Source organism: Variovorax robiniae, assembly GCF_037889955.1.
In the GTDB taxonomy this organism is placed as follows: Bacteria; Pseudomonadota; Gammaproteobacteria; order Burkholderiales; family Burkholderiaceae_C; genus Variovorax; species Variovorax robiniae.
On sequence record NZ_JBBKZS010000001.1, the window covers coordinates 884,674 to 909,424 of the forward strand.

Below are 24,751 nucleotides of genomic sequence, written 5' to 3' on the forward strand. Positions count from 1 at the left end.
GGCTTGTTCGCCTGCTCAACCGACCGTGAGCTTGCGCGAATTGGCCGGATCGCGAAACACCAGTGGATGCTCCACGACCCGCGCTGGTGACAAGGTGCCCGCCCGATCCACGGCCTCTTCCACCAGGTGATGGTGCGGGCTCTTGAAGCAGGCTGGATCGGCGACAGCCGGATCGTTGGCCAGCAGATAAGCCTGGCAGCGGCAGCCGCCGAGGTCCTGTTCCTTGAATTCGCAGGATGAACACGGCTCCTTCATCCAGCCCGTGCCGCGGTAGCGGTTGAAGCCTTCGGAGTCGAACCAGATGTGGCGCAAGTCATGCTCGCGCACATTCGGGAAGCTCAGGCCCGGCAGCATCTTCGCGGTGTGGCATGGCAAGGCCGTGCCGTCGGGCGCGACCGTGAGGAACATGTTGCCCCAGCCGTTCACGCACTTCTTGGCCTTGCCCTCGTGGTAGTCGGGCGCGACGAAGAAGATGCGCATGCGCTCGCCCATCCTGGCGCGCCAGGCGTCGGTCTTGCGCTCGGCTTGCAACAGTTGCTCATGCGTCGGCAGCAACTGGTCGCGATTGAGGAAGGCCCAGGAGTAGTACTGCGTGTTGGCCAGTTCCAGGTACTCGGCGCCGAGGTCGGCCGCCATGCCGATGATGCGGTCGATGTGGTCGATGTTCATGCGGTGGATCACCACGTTCAGCACCATCGGCCAGCCGTTGTCCTTGATGAGTTTCGCCACGCGGCTCTTCAGGTCGAAGGTCTTGGTGTGCGAGAGGAAGTCGTTCATCTCCTTCGTCGAATCCTGGAAGGAGAGCTGCACATGGTCCAGCCCCGCCGCCTTGAGCGCGGCGGCACGCGTCGCGGTCAGCCCGACGCCAGAGGTCAGCAGGTTGGTGTAGTAACCGAGCCGATGCGCCTCGGCGACGATCTCCTCCAGGTCATCGCGCACCAGCGGCTCACCGCCCGAGAGACCCAGTTGCACCGCGCCCAGTTCGCGCCCCTGCCGCAGCACGCGCATCCAGTCCTCTGTCGTCAGCTCCTCTTCCTGCCGCGCGAAGTCGACCGGGTTGAAGCAGAACACGCAATGCAGCGGGCAGCGGTAGGTCAACTCGGCCAGCAGCCAGAGCGGCGGGCCGGGCGTCGCATTCAGTCCCATGCGAGCCACCGTTGCTTGCCGGCCATCTCGATGAAGGCGAGCACGTCCTTGTCCAGGCCCTGCATCGAGAAAGCAGTCTCGAGTTCGCTCACGATCGCGGCGATGGTGCGTTCCCCGTCGCAGCGCTTCATGATCTCGCCGCCACTCTGGTTGAGCTTGACCATGCCTTCCGGGTACAGCAGCACATGGGCGTTCTGCGCCGGCTCCCATTGCAGCCGGAAGCCCGGGCCGACGCGCGGCAACGAGTCGACGGTCGGCGAGTTCATGCGGTCACCCCGTACTTCAGCGCCATCGCATCGTTCATGGCCCAGAGGATGTCGAGCTTCAATTGCAGCACCTCCAGCGCGCGTTCCTGCATGGGCCGCGTCGTGAAGTGCGCGAGCGTGATGGACAAGCCCTGCTCCACGTCGCGTCGCGCCTGGCTGACCCGGTTGCGGAAATAGGCCATGCCCTCGGGCTCGATCCACGGATAGTGCTCGGGCCAGGTGGACAGGCGCTGCTTGTGGATTTCGGGCGCGAACAGTTCGGTCAACGACGAACAGACCGCCTCCTGCCAGGGCGCGCGCCGCGCGAAGTTCACATAAGCATCGACCGCGAAGCGCATCGCCGGTGCCACGTGGCGCAGGTCGAGCACCTCCTCGCGCGTCAGGCCCACAGCGGTGGCCAGGCGCAGCCAGGCTTCGACGCCGCCCTCGTCTCGGATGCCATTCAACTCGAAGCCGTCATGGTCGAGGATGCGCTGCACCCAGCCCCGGCGCATCTCCGGGTCGGGGCAGTTGGACAGCACCGCGGCATCCTTGATCGGGATCGAGATCTGGTAGTAGAAGCGGTTGGCCACCCAGCCGCGCACCTGCTCCGGCGTGGCACGGCCGGTGTTGAGCATCACGTTGAAGGGATGGTGGATGTGGTACGCCCGGCCGCGCTCGCGCAGCTTGGCTTCGAACTGCTCGCGCGTCCAGGCTTGCGATGAAGGGGTGGCATTGACGGTTGGAGGGGTCTGGCTCATGTCAGTGTGCTCGCATTGGGCGGATCTCGCGCGGTCGTTCCGTCAGACGCGGATCAGCATGTTGTCTTCGCAAACCTCGACGTCGGCGCGGGCAAGCGTGGCGCGCTCTTCCGAGTCTTCATCGAGGATCGGGTTCGTGTTGTTGATGTGGATCAGCATCCGTTGCGTCGCGGCCGGCAGCTTCGCCAGCCACTCCAGCATCCCACCCGGCCCGGACTGCGGCAGGTGGCCGATGTCGCGCGCAGTCTTCGTGCTCAGCCCCATGCGTGGCATCTCGTCGTCAGTCCAGAAGGTGCCGTCGACCATCACCGCATCGGCGCTGCTCATCGCATCGAACACGGCTGGCGTGATCTGCCCGAGGCCCGGCGCATAGAACACCGACTTGCCGCTGTGCCCGTCGGAAATCAGCATGCCGATGTTGTCGCCCTCGACCGGGTTGTCGCGGTGCGGCGAATACGGCGCCGCCTTGCTCGACAGGGGCAAGGCACGAAAGCTCAGATCCGCGATGCCCGGCACGCTGAAGGACGTGCCGTCGAGCGCGATGCGATGCCGATCCACGCCGCAGTAGTGCCCCAGCACGGCCAGCACCGGATTGCCGCTGCGCAGGTCTTCCTCGACCGGATCGGTGCACCACAGCGGCAGCGGCGAGGTGCGCTCGCGCAGCATGAACAGGCCGGTCGCATGGTCGATCTGCCCATCCATCAGCACCACGCCGGCAATGGCCGTGTCGCGCAGCGTGCGCGCGGGTTGCAGCGCCGGCTTGCTGCGGATCTGTTCCAGGATGTCGGGGGAAGCGTTGAACAGCACGCCATCGTCGCCGTCGTCGGGCTGCACGAAGATCGACGACTGCGTGCGCGCCTTGGCCTTCAAGGTGCCGGCGCGCAGGCCGGCGCAATTGCGGCAATTGCAGTTCCACTGCGGAAAGCCGCCACCGGCAGCCGAACCCAGGACGGTGATGCGCATATCAGTGCAAGTGAAAGCCCAAGAAGACAACAAGCCCCGCAGGCCAGGCCAGCGGGGCTTGAACTTGCGCAGCCCGGCTCAACGGGCAGCGACGTACATCGTGATTTCGAAGCCGAAGCGGAAGTCTTGAGCGGTAGGGGTTTCCCATGTCATAGGCGGTTCTCCTTTTGCGCAGTTGCACGGCCACCGACTGGCGGTCGCGGGGATTTCTCGAGTCCCGTGACGTATGGTCCCTCCTCATGCCGCGCCAGCACAGCCCCTGGATCATGATTCGCGCCTCATGATTTTCATGAATCGGACCGGGTCGGTACACAGCATGAAACAAGTCGCTACCATCGCCCGGGTGTCAGCTCACACATCAGCTACGAGCGCCGCGCCGGGCCGCCCCAAGCAAGCTCGCGCCCCCTCGGGGGGCAGCGAGGACACGCAGTGCCGAGCGTGGGGGCATATGCAGTCCGCGCCGGGCCGCCCCAAGCAAGCTCGCGCCCCCTCGGGGGGCAGCGAGGACACGCAGTGCCGAGCGTGGGGGCCACATCGCAGATGAGTCTCCGGCTCAAGATCAACCTGATCGTCGTCGCGCTGACCTTCGTCTTCGCGGCCGCCATCCTCACGCTGGAGCTGCGCAGCATGCGCGAGTCGGTGCACGAGGAGACGGCGGCGGCCAATCGCGTGGCGTCCTTGCTGCTCCAGGGCCAGGCCATGCGCTACGCGGCGCAGGGCACGCCCGCGATGATGGCCTTCCTCCAAAGCATCGGCCGGATCCGCTCCAACGACCTCACGCTCTACGACGCGCAAGGGCAAGAGCTCTACCGCTCGCCGCCGCCCACCTACAAGGCCGGCCGCGACGCGCCCGAGTGGTTCAGCGCGCTGGTCGGTCCGACTCCGTCGATGCAGTCCATCGCCTTTTCGGACGGCAAGCTGGTGGTACGGGCCAATCCCTCGCGAGCCGAAGTCGATGCCTGGGACTACATGCTGAACCTGGGCATCGCCGCCCTGGTGTTCCTGTTCGTGGTCAATGCGATGGTGTTCTGGCTGGTCGGCCGGGCGGTGCGGCCCTTCGGCCAGATCGTGCATGCGCTCAATCAACTGCAGGGTGGCCGCTTCGACGTCGAGCTGCCGCCACTCGCGGGCACCGAGGCCGGCGCCATCGGCGCGGCCTTCAACCGCATGGTGCACGACCTGCAGGGCCACATCGAGACCGAGCGCCGTGCCGTGCGCGCCGAGTCCCAGCTGTCCGACAGTCGCGAACTCTCGCGCTGGGTCGACAAGCACATCGAGGCCGAGCGCCGCCTGATCGCGCGCGAGCTGCATGACGAGCTCGGCCAGTCGGTGACCGCGATGCGCAGCATGGCCCTGTCGATCGCGGCGCGCATGCGTGCACTGGACCCGCAGTCCGAACAGGCCGCGCGCCTGATTGCCGACGAATCCTCGCGACTCTACGACGCGATGCACGGGATCATTCCGCGCCTGACACCGCTGGTGCTGGACAACTTCGGCCTGGCCGAGGCGCTGGCCGACCTGGTCGAGCGCACGCAACGCACCCATGCCGGCGTGCAGGTCGCGCAGCAGGTCGACCTGGCCGATGCGGTGTTGGGCGCGGACGCCTCGCTGGCTCTCTACCGCGCGGCCCAGGAAGGCATCACCAACGCGATGCGTCATGGCCAGGCCGCCCGGCTCGGGCTGACGCTGCAAGGCGGCCATGACGAGGTGCGGCTGGAACTCGTCGACGACGGCGCCGGCTTCGCCCCCGAGGACCTGCATCGCGGCGGCCACCACGGCCTGCGCTGGCTGGCCGAGCGCGTGCAGGCACTCGGCGGCAGCTTCGAGATCGACAACGTGGCGCCCCACGGCGCCCGCCTGCAAGTGCGCTTGCCCGTGAACAACAAGGAGACCGCGTGATCCGTGTGATGCTGGCCGACGACCATGCCCTGGTGCGCATGGGTTTTCGCATGCTGCTGTCCGACGCCGAATGCGAAGTGGTGGCCGAGGTCGACACCGGCGAGCAGGCCTGCATCGACTACGCGCGGGTCAAGCCCGACGTGGTGGTGATGGACCTCTCGATGCCCGGCATCGGCGGCCTGGAGGCCGTGCGGCGGCTGCTTGCGCAAGACCCGAAGGCGCGCGTGCTCGCCCTGTCCGCCTACGAGGACACGGTGCACCCGCGACGCGTGCTGCGCGCCGGCGCGCTGGGCTACCTGACCAAGCGCAGCGCGCCCGATGCACTGATCGCGGCCGTGACCGCCGTGGCCCGCGGCCAGCGCTATGTCGATCCCGCCACCGCACAGGCCATGGCGCTCGCGCAGCTCGAAGGCGATGCCAGCCCGGCCGACACGTTGAGCGAGCGCGAGTTCTCGGTCTTCATCCAGCTGGCGCGCGGCCAGAGCGTGGCGCAGATCGCCGAGACGCTGAACCTGTCCCCGAGCACCGTGGGCACGCACCTCTATCACGTGAAGCAGAAGTTGGGGGCAAGCAACCAGTCGGAGTTGACGCTGGTGGCGCTGCGCTGGGGGTTGATCCAGGCTTAGGCGTCGTCATTGAGGCTCGGCGCCATGCCGGCCTGTTCCATGAACCAGTCCAGGAAGCGTCCCACCGCGTCATCGCCCGCCTGCTCCTCGCGATACGCGATGAAGTGGTGCGTGCCTTCCAGCACCATCTCCTGCACCACCGGCCTCACAAGCCGTCCCTGCTCGACCAGGTGCCGCACCAGGTGGTCCCATCCCAAGGTGACGCCTTGCTCGCCGAGCGCCATCTGCACCAGCAGGTTGTAGTCGTTGGCATTGAAGTAGCGCGGCCCCTGGCGCAGCCGATCCTCGATGTCGAGTTGATGCATGGCGAACCACACGCCCCAGTCCACATGCTCGGCAATCTGTGATCGCCCATAGGGGCTCAGGTCCAGCAGGACGCCGTCCCGCAGTCCTTCCAGCGTCTTGATCTCTGGGTGGGCGGCCAGGTAACCCGGCGCGCACACCGGATAGACCCGGTCATGAAACAGCGGCTTGCTCAGGTAGCCGTCCATGACCCGCGAGAGCTTGGTGATGAAGATGTCCGGATTCGTCCCGGGCTCCATCGAGAGAAAGTTTTCCGTCGCGACCAGGTTGAGGTCGATGTCGGGATTCGCCTGGAAGAAGCTGGCGAGCCGGTGTGACATCCACAGCGCGGAGAAGGCCGGCGAACAGCACAGCGTCAGCGTCCGTCGCGCGGTGCTGCCGTAGTCCTTGCGGATGCGCGTCGCGGCCTGCGCGATGTTGATGAAGGACAACTGCGCGGCATCGAAGAAGACGATGCCGGCCGCCGTCAATTCCACTGAGCGCCCCACGCGCTTGAACAGCGGCGTGCCCAGATGGTCTTCCAACTCACGGATCTGCCGGCTGATGGCGGCCTGGGTGACGCACAGCGTCTCGGCGGCGCGCGTGAAACTTTGGAAGCGCGCCGCCGCGACGAAGCACTTCACGGCCCGCAACGAGGGCATCTTGAGCAGCGTCTGGTCGGGTGTGGCGTGCTTGCTCATAACGTGACGTTATCACTTCCACGCAAGAAAGGTCGATTGTGCCCAATTAACGGCCTCCCTAGACTTCGAATCACCCAATAAGCAATTCGGAGACAAGGAAATGACCAAGATCACTTCACTTCCAGCGGATGATTCAACCTGCGGCTGGTTTCATTTGAGCAAGCCACGAAAGGCCAAACCGGGCCATTCCGGAAATACCAAAGCCCGCTGGGTCGTGGTGGGCGCGGGATTTACCGGCCTCGCGGCGGCAAGGCAATTGGCCATTCATTTCCCGGACGAGGAAATTGTATTGATCGATGCGCAGGAGGTGGGATTTGGCACCTCCGGCCGGAATGCCGGCTTCGCGATCGATTTGCCGCACGATATCGGCGCCGATGACTATATCGGCGACATTGAAACCGCCAAGACGACGATGAAGCTGAATCTGAGCGGACAGACGATGCTGAAAAACCTCGTGGAAGAACACCAGATCGAATGCCATCTCCGCGCCTCCGGCAAATACCAGGCCGCCATTGAAGACCGTGGCATTGCGGTACTCGATGCCTACCGGCGCGGTCTGGACAAGCTCGGCCAGCCCTACGAAATGATCGACGGGAAGCACCTGCCCGACCATATCGGCACAAGCTTCTACCGCAAGGCCTTGTTCACCCCCGGCACGATGCTGGTCCAGCCCGCGGCGCTGGTGAAGGGCTTGGCCGACAGCCTTCCGTCGAACGTCACGCTGCATGAAAACACCGCGATCACCGACGTCGATTACGGTGAAAAGACCGTGCTCACGCACCGCAATGGCCGCATCACGGCGGACAACCTCGTCCTCACCAACAACGCCTTCGGCATGCGCTTCGGCTTCCTGCAGGGAACGATGCTGCCGGTCTTCACCTATGCGAGCCTGACGCGCGAATTGACGCCAGCGGAGCAGGCCCGCCTGGGGGGCAAGGACTTCTGGGGCGTGATTCCGGCCGATCCCTTCGGCACCACGCTGCGCCGCACCCACGACAACCGGATCCTCGTGAGGAACAGCTTCAGCTTCAATCCCGACGGGCGCAGCAAGCAGAAATACCTGGATCAATTCGTCAACAGGCATCGCGACTCATTCCAGCGCAGGTTCCCGATGCTGCCTGGCGTCGAATTCGACTACACATGGGGCGGATCGCTGGCCTTGTCTCGCAATCACGCAGGCTTTTTCGGTCAACTCGCACCCAATGTCTACGGTGCACTTTGCTGCAATGGACTTGGAGTGACCCGCGGAACTGCCACCGGAACGCTGCTGGCCGACTGGCTGGCCGGCGAGCGCAATGACCTGATCGATTTCCTGCGCAATTCGCCAGGTCCGGTCAGGAATCCGCCCCAGCCATTTCTTTCCATGGGCGTGAATCTCAGCCTCAAGTGGAACCAATACCGGGCCGGCCGGGAAGGCTGAAAGTCCGCCGGGCATTTCGCGGCCCTTTTTCAATTCCTCGCGTGAACGAGACCTGGCGCATTTGCCGGGCGGCACGCCTTTGCTTTCAACAACGGAGACATCATGACAACCCCTATTTCCATCGAAGACGTTCCATTGAACCGATTCCACCAGTGGCTGAGCGTGCGCTGCGGCGGCGGCTGGGTGCTGGACGGCTACGTCCTGAGCATCATCGGCGTGGCCATGGTCCCGCTGGCGGCCGCGCTCGACCTCAACGGCTTCTGGCAAGGCCTGATCGCGGCCTCGGCGCTGATCGGCATCTTCTTCGGCGGCTTCCTCGGCGGCGTGCTGACCGGGCGGCTCGGCCGCCAGAAGCTCTTCTTCGTCGGCCCGACGATCTTCGTCCTGTGCTCGGTCGCGCAGTTGTGGGCCGATTCGGGCATGGCGTTGTTCCTGCTGCGCTTCCTCATCGGGATCGGCGTGGGCTTTGAGTATCCGGTGGCTGGCTCGCTGCTGGTCGAGTTCATGCCCCGCAAGCACCGCGGCCCGCGCCTGGCGATGCTCACCATCCTCTGGTTCGCAGGCGCCGCGCTGGCCTATGTGGTCGGCAACCTCCTCCTTGGCAGCGGCGAGGCCGACGCCTGGCGGCTGGTGCTGGCGAGCCCGGCCTTCATCGGCGTGGCCCTGCTGCTGGTGCGCATCGGCACGCCCGAATCGCCGCGCTGGCTGCTGAGCAAGGGCCGCACGACGGAAGCTGAAGCCGTCATCCAGAAGGTCTACGGCCCCTCGTTCTCGCTGCGCAACCTGCCCGAGCAGCCGGCCGAGAAGAAGGTGTCGATCGCTGATCTCCTGCACTCCGGCTACGGCAGGCGCATGCTGTTCGTCGCGGTGTTCTGGAGCTGCTCCGTCATCCCGGTCTTTGCCGTGTATGCCTTCGCCCCGAAGGTGTTGCAGGCCTTGAACCTGAGTGGCGCCTGGGCTTCCTTCGGCTCCGTCGCCATCACCCTGCTGTTCGTGGTGGGCTGCGTCATCGCCACGAAGCTGATCAATGTCGTCGGCCGCCGCAGCATGCTGATCCACAGCTTCCTGTGGTCGGGCCTGGCGCTGCTGGGGCTGGGCTACTTCTCGGCTGGCGCAGAACTGCTGGTCCTGGTCCTGTTCGGTGCCTATGCGGTGTTCATCGGCGGGGCGCAGGTGCTGCAACTGGTGTACCCCAATGAGCTGTTCCCGACCGAGATCCGCTCGGCAGCCGTCGGCATGGGTGCCTCGCTGTCCCGCATCGGGGCGGCCGTGGGAACCTGGCTGGTGCCGCTCTCGCTGCAAGGCATCGGCATCGGCAACACCATGTTCGCCGCCGCGGCGGTCACGCTGCTCGGCCTGCTGGTCTCGCTGGCCCTGGCGCCGGAGACCCGTTCGATGAGCCTGCAGGAGGCCGCTTCACTGGCGCGCTAACAAGACATCCCTCCCGCCTGCAATGCGCAGGCGTCCCTTGATCGCAAACCCATCCCACAATCGACAGAAAGATCATCATGAAATTCGAAGGCATCTACACCCCCGCCATCACGCCCCTGACCTCCGACGGCCAGATCGACACTGCGGCATTCGCCGAAGTCCTGGAATACCTGATCGATGCCAAGGTGCACGGCATCATCATTGGCGGCTCCACCGGCGAGTACTACGCGCAGACGATGCAGGAACGCCTCGACCTCGCCGCCCTCGCCCGGCAGGTGATCGGCACACGGCTTCCGCTGATCGTCGGCACCGGTGCCGTGCGCACCGAGGATTCGGTCGAATACGCCAAGGCAGCCAGGGCGATCAAGGCCGATGCCATCCTGGTCGGCTCGCCGCCTTACGCGCTGCCGACCGAGCAGGAGAACGCCGCGCACGCGCTGGCCATCGACAAGGCCGCGGGCCTGCCGGTCATGCTCTACAACTACCCGGGCCGCATGGGCGTCTCGATGGGGCGCGAGTTCTTCGACATCGTGACCAGGGCTTCCAAGAATTTCGTGGCCATCAAGGAGAGTTCGGGTGAGACCGGCCAACTGCACATGCTGGCGCGCGAGTTTCCCAACATCGACATTTCCTGCGGCTGGGACGACCAGGCCATCGAGTTCTTCGCCTGGGGTGCGCGCAGCTGGACCTGCGCCGGCTCGAACTTCGTCCCCGCGGAGCACATTGCGCTCTACGAAGCCTGCGTGGTCCAAAAGGACTTCGACAAGGGCCGCCGCATCATGTCCGCGATGCTGCCGCTGATGGACTTCCTGGAAGGCGGCAAGTTCGTGCAATCCATCAAGCATGGCTGCGAACTGGCGGGCTTGCGTACCGGCGGCGTACGGGCACCCTTGCAAGTGCTCGACGCCAGTGAGAAGCAAGCGCTCAAGGGCATCGTTGACGAACTGAAGCGCGAAGTGGCCGCCATCGTGCACGCGCCCTCCAGCCAACGACTCAAGAAGGTCGCATGATCAGCAAGAACAAGGCGACCCTGATCGGCCTGATCGCGATCCTGCTGTGGAGCTCGATCGTCGGACTGATCCGCGGCGTCAGCGAGAGCCTCGGCGCCACGGGCGGCGCCGCGATGATCTACACGGTGGCCTCTGTTCTTCTGCTCTTCACGATCGGCTTCCCCAGGCTGCGAGCCTTTCCTCGCCGCTACCTGCTGTGGGGAAGCCTGCTCTTCGTGGCATACGAGCTGTGTCTTTCGCTTTCCATCGGCTACGCCAACAGTGGCCGGCAGGCCATCGAGGTGGGCATGGTCAACTACCTGTGGCCGAGCTTCACCATGCTGTTCGCGATTGCGTTCAATGGTCAGAAGTCGAACCTGCTGATCGTTCCGGGACTCGTCCTGTCCCTCTTCGGCATTTGCTGGGTGCTGGGCGGCGACCGGGGCCTGGACGTCCCAGGCATGGTGGACAACATCCTGACCAACCCGCTGAGCTATGGGCTGGCCTTCGCGGGCGCATTGATCTGGGCGGCCTATTGCACGGTGACGGCAAGAATGGCCGGCGGCAAGAACGGCATCACCCTGTTCTTCATGCTGACGGCCCTGACGCTCTGGGCCAAGTACCTGTCTGACGGCGGTGGCGCGATGCACTTCAGCTTCCACGCCGTCCTCCAGCTCGCGCTGGCCGCCTCGGCGATGGGCTTTGGCTATGCAGCCTGGAACACCGGCATCCTGCACGGCCATGTGACCGTGCTGGCAGGCGCGTCGTACTTCACGCCGGTCCTGTCCGCTGCGCTCGCCGCGCTGCTGCTGCACCAGTCGCTGTCCATTTCCTTCTGGCAAGGTGCAGCGATGGTCTGCGGGGGATCGATCCTGTGCTGGCTGGCGACACGCGGCGCACGTACACGACCGGCTATCGGGAGCCAGGCGAGGACGAGTGCGTGATGGCTTTCTCGGTGGGATTTGCGGGAGGCCAATACAGGATCGGCCAACCTGCCTGCAACGCATGCGCCCGCAAGCGCTCGTCGGGACATACAGCAACCGGGTCCGACACCGCTTCAAGCAGAGGCAAATCGCCGATCGAATCGGAATAGAACCACGAGCGACCGAAGTCGCCAATCCGAGTCCGCGCCCCCTGCGGCTGTGCCGCCAGCCATTCCGTCACCCGGCTCACCTTGTGGTGCCGGTAGCAGGGCTCACCGTCGATCTCTCCCGTGAACGCAGCGTCCGGCAAGCCGTCCACGGTGGCGGGCCGCGTCGCGATCAGCTCGTCGATGCCGAACAGGCGGGCAATCGGCCAGGCGATCAGTTCCGTGGTCGCCGTGACGATGGCGCACAAGTCGCCGTTCGCCCGATGCCGCTCGACCACTTCCAGGCTCGCAGGCGGAATGCGCGGCGCCAGGTCGGTCTCGAATTCACGTTGCCATTGCGCAAGCACCGGCCGCGGCACCGGCAGCAGCGGCTGCATGTTGGACCGATGCATCGCATGGATGTCGAGGGTGCCGGCCACGTAGAGCCGGCAGAAGTCCAGGTGGCGCTCCTCGGCGTCGGCCGGCAGGCGGCCATGACGCATCAGGAAGCGAATCCAGGCGGTGCCGCTGTCGAAGGGGATCAGCGTGTGGTCGAGGTCGAACAGCGCCACGTTGCCGGAAGGCGCCCTGCCCGCCACCCCTGCCCCGTCACGACGCCCGCTCACGCACCCTGCTCTGGATGCGAGACCTCGATCTGCAGCTTGTGGATCTTGCGGTAGAGGGTGTTGCGGCTGATGTCGAGCGCCTTGGCCACGTTGCTCACGTTCCAGCGGTGCTGCTCCAGCATCTGCAGCAGCAGTTGCCGCTCGTTGGCCTGGATCGGGTTGAGCCGGGACGAGGCGTGCGCGTCGTCATGCTGGGCGTTGTGCGGCGCGGCGGCCTGCAATTCGGCAGCATGCATCGGGGCCGCGCCCAAGCGCTCGCCGCCGACCTGGGGCACATGCTCCGCGTCATGCGGGCCATGCAGGTTGACGGCCAGCGCAGGCAGGTGCACACGCGTGATCGGCGAGCCATCCGCCAGTGCCGCCGCCGTGCGCAGCACGTGTCCGAGTTGGCGCACATTGCCGGGCCAGTGGTGCGCCATCAGCATGCGCTCGGCCTCCGCGCTCAGCACGGCGTCGCTGCCGCCTTCGGTGGCCAGCATGCCGCGGATCAGCGCGAGCTTGTCGCTGCGCTCGCGCAGCGGCGGCAGTTGCACTTCGATGCCGGCCAGCCGGTAATACAGGTCTTCGCGGAACCGGCCGTCGCGCACCAGCGTCGGCAGGTGACGATGGCTGGCGCTGATGAGCTGGAAGTCGACCGCATGGCTTTCCTCGGTGCCCAGCGGCGTGACGCGGCGCTCGTCCAGCACGCGCAGCAGGCGCGATTGCAGTTCCAGCGGCATGTCGGCGATTTCGTCGAGGAACAAGGTGCCGCCGTCGGCCTGCTGGATCTTGCCGCGCCGCCCCGCCTTCTGCGCTCCGGTGAACGCGCCGGCGCAGTAGCCGAAGAGTTCGGATTCGATCAACGCCTCGGGCAGGCTTGCGCAGTTGATCGCCACGAAGGCGCCTGATGCCTGCGGGCTGTCCTCGTGCAGCGAGCGCGCAAAGACTTCCTTGCCCGAGCCGGTTTCGCCGCACAGCAGCACCGGCGTGCCCCGCGAGATCACGCGCCGGGCGACCTCCAGTTGCGAGGCCAGGCGCGGATCCTCGAAGACGCAGGCCGCGCTCGGAATGCGCCGGGCCATCGGACGGACCTTGGCACGCGACAAGGCCAACGCGCCGCTACCCGACGCTGGCGTCGCGGTTGGCGCCGAGGACGTAACGCAGAACGCATCCGCTGACGAGGCCGGGCGCCGCGCGACGGCAAAGAAGCGCGATGCCGCATTGGTCCGGTAGGTCACGACTGGATGAAACGATGACGATGCGCTGCGCTGCAGCATGTCCGGCAGCGAGGTCTGGAACAGGTCCTCGATGCGCCGCGACCGGATCTCGTCCATCGACTGCAGGCCCAGCTGGAACAAGGCGCTGCGATTGGCGGCCAGCACGCGCCCGTCGTCGTCCACCGCGAGCTTGCCCTCATGCAGCGTGTAGACGAACTCGGGGCGGCTGTGGAAATGCAGCGGGTGGGCGTTTCGGAACTGGTGGTCGATCAGACGGTTCTCGATCATCCGCGCCGTCATCGTCAGCAACACCAGCAGGTGCTGCTGCATCAGGCTGGACCGGCTCGTGACGTCGAGCGCCGCGACGATGTTGCCGGCCGGGTCGCACACCGGCACGGCCGAGCAGGTCAGTTGCGTGAACTGCGTGTAGAAGTGGTCCTCGCGCCGCACGCAGACCGGGCTCGCCGCGGCCAGGCAGGTGCCCATGCCATTGGTACCGGCCTCGGTCTCGCTCCAGATGCCGCCCGCGCGCAGGCCCAGCGGGCCGACTTCGGCCGCGAACTCCGGCGAGGACACCATGTGCAGGATCACGCCGTCGGTGTCGGTCAACAGCACGGCCATCTCGGTATCGGCCAGTTGCTGGTAGAGCGTGGTCATCTCGTAGCGCGCGCATTCCAGCACCGCCGTGTGCCGCGCGCGCCGCTCCTCGAGCAGCACACGCCCCATCACGGCCGGGTCGCGCGGCTTGTCGGGCCGCAGGTTGTACTGGTTCAGGCAGCGGATCCAGGAGAGCGTCACGACGTCGTCGCTGCGCTCCGGGAGACTACCGCGCACCACTTCCAGAACCCGATTGGCGTGGGCATCCGCCGGATGTCCCGCCGGATGTCCCGCCGGATGTCCCGCCGGATGTCCCGCCGGATGTCCCGCCAAATGCCCCGCATTTTTACGCACCGTCAGCACCATCGATGTCTCCAGTCCGCCCGGCGTCGATTTGCGCCGGTTGACGATTCTGTAACGCAGTGACCACTGAACGCAACGGGGTGTGCACGAGGGCGCGCAAATTCCCACCGCGCGCCCGACGCGATGCGTGGCCCGGATTTTGCGGATCCGGGGTCCATTGCATAGGGAAATCTTCCCGGCGACGATCGCTCCCCAGAAGAAAGAAAGAGCCCCTTGGACACGAGCCATCCTTCCTTCATTTCACCCGCGCCCGCCTCGGCGCCGGCACCCGACCTGGCCGCGATGGACGTGATCTTCATCGAGGGGTTCACCGGCGACACCGTGATCGGCATCCACGAGACGGAGTTGCACCGCCCGCAACCCCTGGTCATCGACGTGCACATGGGCCTGCTGCGTGCGCGGGCCTGCGACACCGACCGCATCGCCGACACCATCGACTACGGCAAGGTCTGCGAGCGCCTGCGCGGCCTGATGGCGGAGCACAGGCTGCAGTTGCTGGAAGCCTTCGCCGAGGCCATCGCGGACATCGCCATCGGCGAATTTGGCGCGTGCTGGGTCCGGGTCAAGGTGGTGAAGCCGCGCAAGTTCAGCGACGTGGGCGCGGTAGGTGTGCAGATCGAGCGTCGGGCGCCGGCCTCCGAGGTGCCGCTGTCGCGCGCCGGCGCCGTGCTGCGCCTGATCGGCTCCGGCATGGTGCCCGACGACGCCCAGCGCTGATCCGGCATCGCATTCAAACGCGCGCCGGGGTCCATGTCCTGCCCCACGGGCATGACAGTGTGTACCGCTGCCCCGCCATGAACCCGGACAATGTGTGAGCCGCCTCAGGGCGTAGCCCGGACGCCCGCCTTTGCTTCGCGGCGTTCATTTCAGGGTATTTGCGGAGGCCGCGACGCGCGAAAATGCCACGGCCTCCATTTCCAGAAATGAACCCACTCATCCGCGCCGCGGCACTCGCCGGCTATGAACAACAGGCCACGGAAGCGGGCCTGTCACCGGCCGTTCAATTGCGACGCGCCGGCCTGTCGCTCGCGGCCCTTCGGGACCCCGACCGCCTGATCCCCTACCCCGACATGATCGCGCTGCTGGAGCATTCGGCGCAGGCATCGGAGCAGCCCGACTTCGGGCTGCGACTGTCGCAGCGCCAGGGGCTGGAGATTCTCGGGCCGGTGGCGGTGATCACCGAGAACGCAGCCGACATCGCGCAGGCTTTTGCGCTGACCGGCCGCTACATGTTCGTTCACAGCCCGGCCATTCGCGTGACCGTGGAACCCGTTGGCGGCGCCTCGGGACGCTGGGTCGACTTCTGCTTCGACATCGAGATCGAGCCGCGCCCACCTTGTGTCCAGGCCGTCGAACTGGCGCTGGGGGTGATGGTGCGCTGCGCGCACATGCTGGGCCAGGGCGAATTCAGGCCGCACGAAATCCTGCTGCCGCATGCCCGGGCCAAGGGCAGCGCACGACACGAACAACTGCTCGGCGCGCCTTGCCGCTTCAACCAGCCCCAGGCCGCGGTGCGGCTGAGCGCCCGCGACGTGCGGCGCCCGCTGCACGGCAGCAATCCGATGCTGCGCGAGATGGCGCAGCGCTACATCGACACGCAATTCATCGAGCCCAGCAAGCCTTTCTCCGACCGCGTGCGCCAGATCGTGCAGCGCCTGCTGGGCACGGAGCGAGCCTCGCACCAGTCGGTTTCGCAGATGCTCGCGATGCACCCCCGCACCATGCAGCGGCGGCTGGTGGAAGAAGGCACGAGTTTCGAGAAGATCAAGGACGAGGTTCGCCGCACCATGGTCGAAAGCATGATGCGCAGCGCCGATCCACCATCGCTGTCGGTGCTGATGGCCATGCTCGACTATGCCGACGCCTCGACCCTCACGCGGAGTTGCCGCCGCTGGTTCGGCGTGCCGCCGACGGCCCTGCGCACCGTCTTCGACCAGGCGAAGTGACCCCGCCTCCGGGGCGCCAGCGGCCCCCCTGGGCCATCGCACCGAAGCATCTGCGCCGCGCTGGCTCAAAGTCGCAGACCGGCATCCGGTCTTACCCCAAGCTGTCGCCAAAAGAAAAACTTTTGTCGCCATCGGCCAAGCCCGATGCCCATGGCACGGCGCGCATAATGCACCCCGGTTTCAAGTCCCGCGGCGGACACCACAACAACATTCAGAGGAGTGACATCGATGAACGACAGTTCAGCGGCAGCGTGCCGCAACGCCCAACAACCTGCCTTCCTGCGCCGCGGCACCGCTGCCGTGGCAGGCCTGATGATCGCGGCGGCCACCGCCGCATTCGCACCCCAGGCGCAAGCGCAAGCCGCCGCCACTCCCCCCAACATCCTGGTCATCATGGGCGATGACATCGGCATCTGGAACCTCTCCGCCTACAGCCGCGGCAGCATGGGCTACCGCACCCCCAACATCGACAGCATCGCGCGCGAAGGCGCGATCTTCACCGACCACTACGCGCAACCCTCTTGCACCGCCGGCCGCGCCGCATTCATCACCGGCCAGTTGCCGATCCGCACCGGCCTGACGGCCGTGGGCTTCGTCGGCGCCAAGCAAGGCATCCAGTCGACCGACGCCACGCTGGCCGAAGTGCTCAAGGCCAAGGGCTATGCCACCGGCCAGTTCGGCAAGAACCACCTGGGCGACCGCAACGAATACCTGCCGACCGTGCACGGTTTCGACGAGTTCTTCGGCAACCTCTATCACCTCAACACCGAGGAAGAACCGGAAGACGTCGACTACCCGACCGACCCCGCCTTCAAGAAGCGCCACGGCCCGCGCGGCGTGCTGCATTGCACCGCCCGCAAGGACGACAACCCGGCCACGCCGACCGATGCACGCTTTGGCCCGTGGGGTGCGCAGAACTGCGAAGACACCGGCCCGCTCACCAAGAAGCGAATGGAAACGGTGGACAGCGAATTCATCGGTGGCGCCGAGAAATTCATGGCCAAGGCCAAGGCCGACAAGAAGCCGTTCTTCGTGTGGCTCAACACCACGCGCATGCACGTGTTCACGCACGCACCGCAGGACTACTACAAGCGCTGCCGCGCCATCACCAGCGGCAACGACCCGCACTGCGCCGGCATGCTGCAACACGACGAGGAAGTCGGTGGCCTGCTGAACAGCCTCAAGAAGATGGGTCTGGACCAGAACACCATCGTGGTCTACACCACCGACAACGGGCCGGAGCACTCGACCTTCCCGGAAGGCGCCACCACGCCCTATCGCTCGGAGAAGATGACAACGTGGGAAGGCGGCGTGCGCGTGCCGGCCATGATCAAGTGGCCCGGCCGCATCCAGCCTGGCACCGAGCTCAACGGCATCCAGTCGCACGAAGACCTGTTCACCTCGCTGGCTGCTGCCGGCGGCGCCGCCGACATCAAGGAACGCCTGGCCAAGGGCGATGCGCTGGGCACCTCGGTGGTCAAGAAGGGATTCATCGACGGCGTGAACAACATCGACTACTGGAGCGGCAAGTCGCAGGAATCGGCGCGCAAGAACTTCTTCTACTACGAGGAATCGACGCTGCGCGCGATTCGCATGAACCAGTGGAAGGTGTCCTTCGGCAGCCGCGACGGCTACTACGGCGGGTCGACGACCTATCCGCTGCCCTTCGTGATCAACCTGCGCCAGGACCCGTTCGAGTCGTACACGCAAGCACCCGGACCGCGCGCGGATGTGACCCAGCACAAGACCTGGCTCTTCAACGGCGTGCTGGAGCAACTCATGCAGCACGTCGGTTCGCTCAAGGCTTTCCCGCCGAGCCAGAAGTCCGCGTCGCTGGACGTCAACAAGCTGATCGAGAGCATGGTCAACGCAGGGGCTGCCAGGCCACCGGCACCTGCCGCGGCACCCGCACCGGCACCTGGCGCAGCGCCGGCACCCGCTCCGGCACAGCAGTAAGCAATGGGGGCCTCGTGCCCCCTTTTTTCCGAGGAGTAACGATATGACCGACATGCGAGTTCCGTTCGCGAGCGAGGCGAGCACCCGTCAATTGACCGACGCGCTCGCGTTGCAGCGCAAGGCCTACTTCATGCACCCGGTGCCCACGTATGAGGAACGCCGCGCCGACCTGCGCCAGATCAAGCGCTTCATCCTGGACAACAAGGAAGCGCTGATCGACGCGGTCTGTCGCGACTACGGCAACCGCTCGCGCCACGAGACCCTGCTGGCCGAGATCTTCCCGTCCGTCGACAGCGTCGACCAGGTGCTCAAGCATCTGCGCGGCTGGATGAAGCCGCGCAAGCGCGCGGTCGACATCCGCAACTACTTCGGTGCGAAGAATCGCGTCATTCCCCAGCCCCTGGGTGTGGTCGGCGTCATCACGCCGTGGAACTTCCCGATCAACCTGACCATGATCCAGCTCACCTACATCTTCGCCGCGGGCAACCGCGCGATGGTGAAGATGAGCGAGAACTCGCGCCACCTGGCCAAGCTGCTGATGGACCGCATGCCGGCCTACTTCCCGCCGGAGAAGCTGCAGTTCTTCGACGAGACCGGCGGCGTGGGCATCGAGTTCTCCAAGTTGCCCTTCGACCACCTGCTGTTCACCGGCTCGGGCCAGACCGGCCGTTCCGTCATGGCAGCCGCCGCCAAGAACCTGTGCCCGGTCACGCTGGAACTGGGCGGCAAGGCGCCGGCCATCGTCTGCGACGACTACCCCCTGGAACTGGCCGCAGAGCGCATCCTGTTCGTCAAGTACCTCAACGGCGGCCAGATCTGCACGACCGTCGACTACACATGGATCCCCGAGCAGAAGCTGGGCGCCTTCGTCGAACTCGCGAAGAAGATCATGCCCAAGCGCTACCCCACGCTGGAGACCAAGGACTACACGTCCATCATCGACGAGCGTGCCTTCGATCGCCTGGTGGGCGCGCTGGAAGAAGCGCGCTCGCGCGGCGCCACGGTGGTGCAACTGGTGCCGGGCAAGGCCTATGACCGCAGCATCCGCAAGATCGCACCGCACATCGTGTTCAACGCGCCGGAAGACTGCGAGCTGATGACGCGCGAGATCTTCGGCCCGATCCTGCCGATCCGCACCTATGCGCGGCTGGACACGGCCATCGACACGATCAATGCCGGACCGCGTCCGCTGGCGGTCTATCCGTTCAGCTACGACAAGCGCGTGATCCAGACGGTGCTGGACCGGGTGATGTCGGGCGGCGTGTCGGTCAATGACGCGCTGTTCCACGTCGGCCAGCACGACCTGCCTTTCGGCGGCGTGGGCGAGTCGGGCATGGGGCACTACCACGGGCATGAAGGCTTCGAGACCTTCTCGAAGATGCGCCCGGTGTTCTACCAGGCGCGCTTCACCTCGATGAAGTTCATGATGCCCCCGTACGGCAAGTTCGCCGACCGGGTGTTCAAGTTCCTGATCAAGTAGCAACGCCTGCCCCCGGTCTATCGGCAAGACGCCGAGCCGACCGTGAAGACCAGGAATCGCCGCCGCCGAGCAATCGCCGGCGGCGATTCTTCGTGCACGGTGAGCGCGACGACGCTGCAGGCGCAAAAGTGCTTGCATGACATTCCGCCGGGAACTTGAACGCGACAGCGCAGACCTACACCGCTTTGCAAGGTCGACTGTCAGGCCGTTAGCCCGACTGCGCGACGCTGCACTCGGCGCAGTCTGCGCCATCAACGGACCAAGGAACACGTCATGACGCACCCCGATGAGTTCACGATCTCTCGACGCGGCTTGTTGAAAGCCGGTGCGGCGACCGCCGCGGTGCCCGCGATGGCGGGGGCGGTGGCCGCCGAGGCGGCACCGGCTCGCGCGACCGGCGAGCCGGCACCCATGGCCGTGACGCTGGTCGTCAACGGCAAGCCGCAGCGCCTGGTGCTCGACACACGCACCACTCTGCTCGACGCCCTGCGCGAGCACCTGCATCTCAGCGGCACCAAGAAGGGCTGCGACCACGGCCAGTGCGGCGCCTGCACGGTGATGGTCGACGGACGTCGCATCAATTCCTGCCTGACGCTCGCCTTGATGCACGAAGGCGCCCAGGTCACGACCATCGAAGGCCTGGGCCAGCCTGGCAACCTGCATCCGATGCAGGCGGCCTTCGTCAAACATGACGGCTTCCAGTGCGGCTATTGCACGCCAGGGCAGATCTGTTCTTCCGTGGCCATGCTCGCGGAGATGGCACAGGGCATCCCGAGCCATGTCACGGCCGACCTCAATGCCCCGCCACAGATGACGACCGTCGAGTTTCGCGAGCGCATGAGCGGCAACATCTGCCGCTGCGGCGCGTACAGCAACATCGCGGAAGCGATCAGCGAAGTGGCAGGAGTGAAAGCATGAGGGCCTTTTCTTACGAGCGCGTGAGCTCGCCCGCGCAAGCGGTGAATGCTGCTTCACGCACGCCGGATGCCCGCTTCATCGCCGGCGGCACCAACCTGCTGGACCTGATGAAGCTGGAGATCGAGACGCCCGCGCATCTCATCGACGTCAATGGCCTGGGCTTCGACAGGATCGAGCCCACGCGAGAAGGCGGATTGCGCATCGGCGCGCTGGTGCGCAACACCGACCTCGCCGCGGATGCCCGCGTGCGGCGCGACTACGGCGTGCTGTCGCGTGCCTTGCTGGCTGGCGCTTCCGCCCAGTTGCGCAACAAGGCGACCACGGCCGGCAACCTTCTGCAGCGCACGCGCTGCCCTTACTTCTACGACACGAACCAGGCCTGCAACAAGCGCAAGCCAGGCAGCGGCTGCGCGGCGATGGGCGGGATCAGCCGGCAACTGGCGGTGGTGGGCGCGAGCGACGCCTGCATCGCCACGCATCCCAGCGACATGGCCGTGGCGATGCGGGCGCTGGACGCGACCATCGAAACGATTCGCCCGGGTGGCGTGCGCCGCACGATTCCGATCGCGGATTTCCACAAGCTGCCCGGTGCGACCCCGCAGGTCGAGAATGCCCTCGCCCCCGGCGAACTCATCACCTCGGTCACGCTGCCACCCCCGGTCGGCGGCAAGCACATCTACCAGAAGGTGCACGACCGGGCCTCGTATGCCTTCGCACTCGTGTCGGTCGCGGCCATCGTGCAGCGTGACGGCACCGGCCGCGTGGCACTCGGCGGCGTCGCCCCCAAGCCTTGGCGGCTCGAGTCGGCCGATGCGCAGATGCCGCGCGGCGCCAGTGCCGTCGCCGCCGCCCTGTTCGCCGGCGCCAGGCCCACCGGGCAGAACGAATTCAAGCTGACGCTGGCCGAACGCACGCTCGACGCGGTGCTGACCGAGGCGAGGAGCTGAGCCATGAAATTCGACACCCCCGCCACCACCAACCCGATCGACCAGCTCAAGGTCGTCGGCAAGGCGACCAACCGCATCGACGGCCCGCTCAAGACCACCGGCACCGCACCCTATGCCTACGAGCGCCATGACGTGGCGCCGAATGCCGCCTACGGCTGCATCGTCGGCTCGGCGGTCGCCAAGGGGCGCATCAACGCCATCGACCAGGCCAGGGCCAAGGCCGCGCCGGGCGTGATCGCCATCGTCACCTGGGAGAACGCCGGCAAGCTGGGAAAGGGCAGCCTGAATACCGCGAAGCTCCTCGGCGGACCCAATGTCGAGCACTACCACCAGGCCATCGCGCTGGTCGTGGCAGAGACCTTCGAGCAGGCGCGCGCGGCTGCCGCCCTGGTCAAGGTCGACTACGCGCCAGGCGACGGCGCCTTCGACCTGGCCAAGGCGAAGGAGTCGACGGACCGCAAGACCGACGACCGCAACAGCACCGTCGGCGACTTCTCCACCGCCTTTGCCAATGCCGAGGTAAAGCTCGACGAAACCTACACCACCCCCGACCAGTCGCATTCGATGATGGAGCCCTTCGCGACCACCGCTGCGTGGGACGACGGCAAGCTCACCATCTGGACCTCGAACCAGATGATCGCGTGGAACACCCGCGACCTGGCCGCGACGCTGGACATGCCCAAGGAGAAAGTCCACGTGATGTCGCCGTACATCGGAGGCGGCTTCGGCGCCAAGCTCTTCCTGCGCGCCGACGCGGTGCTCGCCGCCCTCGGCGCACGCATGGCCCGGCGCCCGGTCAAGGTCGCGATGCAGCGTCCGATGATGGCCAACAACGCCACCCACCGTCCCGCGACCATCCAGCGCATCCGCCTGGGCGCGACGAAGCAGGGCAAGCTCACGGCCATCGCGCATGAGAGCTGGTCCGGGAACCTCGTCGGCGGCAAGCCCGAGAACGCCGTGCAGCAGACGCAGTTGCTCTACGCCGGCGAGAACCGCCTCACCGGCACGCGGCTCGCGATGCTCGACCTGCCTGAAGGCAATGCCATGCGCGCACCCGGCGAGGCACCCGGCCTGATGGCGCTGGAGATCGCCATCGACGAGCTGGCCGAGAAGCTCGGCATGGACCCGATCGCATTGCGCGTGCTCAACGACACGCAGGTCGACCCCGCGAAGCCCGAGCGCAAGTTCTCGCAGCGACGCCTGATCGATTGCATGCGCATCGGCGCGGAGAAGTTCGGCTGGTCGCAGCGCAGCGCCAAGCCTGCCAATCGACGCGAAGGCCGTTGGTGGATCGGCACCGGCATGGCCGCGGCCTTCCGCAACAACATCGTGATCAAGTCGGGTGCGCGCGTGCGCCTCGATGGCCAGGGCCGCATCACGGTGGAGACCGACATGACCGACATCGGCACCGGCAGCTACACCATCATTGCGCAGACCGCCGCCGAGATGATGGGCGTGCCGCTGGAGCGCGTGTCGGTGAAGCTGGGCGATTCGGCGTTCCCGGTGTCCTCGGGTTCGGGCGGGCAGTTCGGCGGCAACAGCTCGACCGCGGGCGTGTATGCGGCCTGCGTCAAGCTGCGCGAAGCCATCGCGCAGCGCGCCGGCCTGGATGCCGCGAGCGCCAGCTTTTCCGACGGTATGGTGCAGGCCGGTGGACGCAGCGTGCCGCTGTCTCAGGTCGCGGCCAACGCGCCCATCGAGGCGGAGGATTTCATCGAGTTCGGCGAGTTGAGCAAGACGTATCAGCAGTCCACCTTCGGCGCGCACTTCATCGAGGTGGCCGTCGATGCCTGGACGGCCGAAGTGCGCGTGCGCCGCATGCTGGCGGTGTGCGCGTCGGGCCGCATCCTGAATCCGCAGACGGCGCGCAGCCAGGTCATCGGCGGCATGACGATGGGCGTGGGCGCGGCGCTGATGGAAAAACTGGTCGTGGACAAGCGCCTCGGCTATTTCGTCAACCATGACCTGGCCGGCTACGAGGTGCCTGTGCATGCCGACATCCCGCACCAGGAGGTGATCTTCCTCGACGAGACGGACCCAGTGTCCTCGCCGATGAAGGCCAAGGGCGTGGGCGAACTGGGCATCTGCGGAGTCGGCGCGGCGGTGGCGAATGCGGTCTACAACGCCACTGGGGTGCGGGTCCGCGACTACCCTGTGACGCTGGACAAGCTGTTGCCGAAGATGCCTTCGCTGGCGATCTGAGGCTACTTGTTCAAGTCGTAGGGGAACTTGGCGCCCAGCATGCGAAAGCCCGCAAGCACGGTGTTTCGCGCGGCCATGCGCAACTCGCCCTTCAATTGGACCGAGGCCCGATAGAGCGGGTACACGGCTCGAATCAAGCGTTCGCGGCCGTCGTCGCGGCGGCCCAGGAGGTCACGCAGTTGACGCTCCATCGTGTCCCCGAACGCAGCGGGACCGAAATGCGTATCGAAAGTCTTCCTGGCTGCCTCGCCGCGTCCCTGCCATTCGCTGGCATGCGAGCGGACGATGGCATCGAGTTCACGGTACCGGGCCTCTTTCACGAAGATGCAAAAGCTCCAATCCACGCCGTCCACCGGTATCCAGCGGTCGGCCAGCACCACCGGCGCGCAGCCCAGTTCCATCGCCTCGAACATGCGGATGCTCGAAGCGCTCGCGCCGCGCGGGCAGAGGACGAACTTCGACGCCTTCATGGTCTCGATGTAGTGCCGCTGCTGTGCGCTGCGCTCGGGTGAGGACTCGTTCGACCAGTGCTTGTAGTGGTCGGTGCATTCCACCAGGGCATCCGGGATGGACAGCGACCGGTAGTACCTGAAGAGTCGCTTGCGCAGCATGCAGGTGCTGCCACCGAGGAAGCTGTAGAGGTAGCGTTTCTCCAACTGCGCATCCTTCAAGGGCGAGATCCAGGCGTTCCGCGATCCGAGGGGCGCCTCGGCCAGCGACAGGTAGGGGCCGGCGGTCAGCGCCCGCCCGCGCGAAAGAAAGGAGCGATGGTTGGACGCATACAACGACGGCAAGTAGTAGCTCAGGATGTCTCCGTCGGAGATCGCCACGCATTTTTCCTTGTGCGCCCTGAACACCGGGGAACTGGCGATCATTCGTGAATCCTTTTCCGGAATCAGGATGACTTCCGCTGCCGCCGGATCACCGGTGAGAGTGAGGTTGCCGAACTGCCCGAAGACGGAAGCCAGCCTTGCGCCGAATGTCGCAT

At 66.1% G+C, this 24,751-nt stretch carries 22 protein-coding genes; 13 read left to right on the top strand and 9 right to left on the bottom strand.

Translation table 11 applies throughout. The features are described 5' to 3' along the window. Window positions 1-15: 15 nt before the first annotated feature. From pqqE to pqqA, 5 genes are all read right to left on the bottom strand, one after another. On the bottom strand, window positions 16-1,146 hold the full coding sequence (gene pqqE / locus WKW79_RS03875; RefSeq protein WP_340333768.1) for a pyrroloquinoline quinone biosynthesis protein PqqE: 1,131 nt from the start codon (window positions 1,144-1,146) through the stop codon (window positions 16-18). Beyond that, window positions 1,137-1,412: a pyrroloquinoline quinone biosynthesis peptide chaperone PqqD gene (pqqD, locus tag WKW79_RS03880; RefSeq protein ID WP_340333769.1), complete on the bottom strand. Its 276-nt coding sequence runs from the start codon at window positions 1,410-1,412 to the stop codon at window positions 1,137-1,139. Before pqqD ends, pqqE begins: the two co-directional genes overlap by 10 nt. Continuing rightward, on the bottom strand, window positions 1,409-2,152 hold the full coding sequence (pqqC, locus tag WKW79_RS03885; protein WP_340333770.1) for a pyrroloquinoline-quinone synthase PqqC: 744 nt from the start codon (window positions 2,150-2,152) through the stop codon (window positions 1,409-1,411). Before pqqC ends, pqqD begins: the two co-directional genes overlap by 4 nt. A gap of 42 nt (window positions 2,153-2,194) precedes the next feature. After that, window positions 2,195-3,115 (bottom strand): pyrroloquinoline quinone biosynthesis protein PqqB, encoded by a 921-nt coding sequence (gene pqqB / locus WKW79_RS03890; RefSeq protein ID WP_340333771.1) that lies wholly within the window; start codon window positions 3,113-3,115, stop codon window positions 2,195-2,197. Window positions 3,116-3,193: 78 nt separating this feature from the next. Beyond that, entirely contained in the window at window positions 3,194-3,268 is a 75-nt protein-coding gene (gene pqqA, locus WKW79_RS03895) for a pyrroloquinoline quinone precursor peptide PqqA (protein WP_340333853.1), read from the bottom strand. A gap of 387 nt (window positions 3,269-3,655) precedes the next feature. Between pqqA and WKW79_RS03900 the strand changes: the two genes are divergently transcribed. Then, the gene (locus tag WKW79_RS03900; RefSeq protein ID WP_340333772.1) at window positions 3,656-5,014 is read left to right on the top strand and encodes a HAMP domain-containing protein; all 1,359 of its coding nucleotides are present in this window, start codon (window positions 3,656-3,658) and stop codon (window positions 5,012-5,014) included. Next, window positions 5,011-5,640: a response regulator gene (locus tag WKW79_RS03905; protein WP_340333773.1), complete on the top strand. Its 630-nt coding sequence runs from the start codon at window positions 5,011-5,013 to the stop codon at window positions 5,638-5,640. Before WKW79_RS03900 ends, WKW79_RS03905 begins: the two co-directional genes overlap by 4 nt. On the opposite strand, the gene WKW79_RS03910 is transcribed toward WKW79_RS03905, so the two are convergent. Beyond that, window positions 5,637-6,623, bottom strand: coding sequence for a LysR substrate-binding domain-containing protein (locus WKW79_RS03910; protein ID WP_340333774.1), 987 nt, complete (start codon window positions 6,621-6,623; stop codon window positions 5,637-5,639). The genes WKW79_RS03905 and WKW79_RS03910 overlap by 4 nt on opposite strands. Window positions 6,624-6,723: 100 nt before the next feature. On the opposite strand from WKW79_RS03910, the gene WKW79_RS03915 reads away from it, so the two are divergent. The 4 genes from WKW79_RS03915 to yddG all read left to right on the top strand — a co-directional run bounded on the left by WKW79_RS03915 (window position 6,724) and on the right by yddG (window position 11,407). Then, entirely contained in the window at window positions 6,724-8,043 is a 1,320-nt protein-coding gene (locus tag WKW79_RS03915) for an NAD(P)/FAD-dependent oxidoreductase (protein ID WP_340333775.1), read from the top strand. Between the two features lie 102 nt (window positions 8,044-8,145). Continuing rightward, the gene (locus tag WKW79_RS03920) at window positions 8,146-9,474 is read left to right on the top strand and encodes an MFS transporter (RefSeq protein WP_340333776.1); all 1,329 of its coding nucleotides are present in this window, start codon (window positions 8,146-8,148) and stop codon (window positions 9,472-9,474) included. A 77-nt stretch (window positions 9,475-9,551) separates the two neighbouring features. After that, window positions 9,552-10,484, top strand: coding sequence for a dihydrodipicolinate synthase family protein (locus tag WKW79_RS03925; RefSeq protein WP_340333777.1), 933 nt, complete (start codon window positions 9,552-9,554; stop codon window positions 10,482-10,484). Next, a complete protein-coding gene (gene yddG / locus WKW79_RS03930; RefSeq protein ID WP_340333778.1) occupies window positions 10,481-11,407 on the top strand; it encodes an aromatic amino acid DMT transporter YddG in 927 nt (308 codons plus the stop codon). Before WKW79_RS03925 ends, yddG begins: the two co-directional genes overlap by 4 nt. On the opposite strand, the gene WKW79_RS03935 is transcribed toward yddG, so the two are convergent. Beyond that, a complete protein-coding gene (locus WKW79_RS03935) occupies window positions 11,376-12,158 on the bottom strand; it encodes an HAD family hydrolase (RefSeq protein ID WP_340333779.1) in 783 nt (260 codons plus the stop codon). The two genes, yddG and WKW79_RS03935, sit on opposite strands and share 32 nt — an antisense overlap. Continuing rightward, a complete protein-coding gene (locus WKW79_RS03940; protein ID WP_340333780.1) occupies window positions 12,155-14,188 on the bottom strand; it encodes a sigma-54-dependent Fis family transcriptional regulator in 2,034 nt (677 codons plus the stop codon). Before WKW79_RS03940 ends, WKW79_RS03935 begins: the two co-directional genes overlap by 4 nt. A gap of 339 nt (window positions 14,189-14,527) precedes the next feature. Between WKW79_RS03940 and WKW79_RS03945 the strand changes: the two genes are divergently transcribed. From WKW79_RS03945 to paoC, 7 genes are all read left to right on the top strand, one after another. Beyond that, window positions 14,528-15,031 (top strand): dihydroneopterin aldolase, encoded by a 504-nt coding sequence (locus tag WKW79_RS03945; RefSeq protein WP_340333781.1) that lies wholly within the window; start codon window positions 14,528-14,530, stop codon window positions 15,029-15,031. Window positions 15,032-15,237: 206 nt separating this feature from the next. Next, on the top strand, window positions 15,238-16,260 hold the full coding sequence (locus WKW79_RS03950; protein WP_340333782.1) for an AraC family transcriptional regulator: 1,023 nt from the start codon (window positions 15,238-15,240) through the stop codon (window positions 16,258-16,260). Between the two features lie 228 nt (window positions 16,261-16,488). Continuing rightward, window positions 16,489-18,216, top strand: a complete 1,728-nt coding sequence (locus tag WKW79_RS03955; protein WP_340333783.1) for an arylsulfatase — start codon at window positions 16,489-16,491, stop codon at window positions 18,214-18,216. Window positions 18,217-18,259: 43 nt separating this feature from the next. Then, complete coding sequence (locus tag WKW79_RS03960; protein WP_340333784.1) at window positions 18,260-19,696, top strand: coniferyl aldehyde dehydrogenase; 1,437 nt, start codon at window positions 18,260-18,262, stop codon at window positions 19,694-19,696. Between the two features lie 273 nt (window positions 19,697-19,969). Next, window positions 19,970-20,614: an aldehyde dehydrogenase iron-sulfur subunit PaoA gene (gene paoA / locus WKW79_RS03965; RefSeq protein WP_340333785.1), complete on the top strand. Its 645-nt coding sequence runs from the start codon at window positions 19,970-19,972 to the stop codon at window positions 20,612-20,614. Next, on the top strand, window positions 20,611-21,561 hold the full coding sequence (locus WKW79_RS03970) for an FAD binding domain-containing protein (protein WP_340333786.1): 951 nt from the start codon (window positions 20,611-20,613) through the stop codon (window positions 21,559-21,561). Before paoA ends, WKW79_RS03970 begins: the two co-directional genes overlap by 4 nt. 3 nt (window positions 21,562-21,564) lie before the next feature. Next, on the top strand, window positions 21,565-23,763 hold the full coding sequence (gene paoC, locus WKW79_RS03975; RefSeq protein ID WP_340333787.1) for an aldehyde oxidoreductase molybdenum-binding subunit PaoC: 2,199 nt from the start codon (window positions 21,565-21,567) through the stop codon (window positions 23,761-23,763). 2 nt (window positions 23,764-23,765) lie between these two features. Here paoC and WKW79_RS03980 read toward each other — a convergent pair whose 3' ends face one another. Next, window positions 23,766-24,638 (bottom strand): exostosin domain-containing protein, encoded by an 873-nt coding sequence (locus WKW79_RS03980; protein ID WP_340333788.1) that lies wholly within the window; start codon window positions 24,636-24,638, stop codon window positions 23,766-23,768. Between the last annotated feature and the right edge of the window lie 113 nt (window positions 24,639-24,751).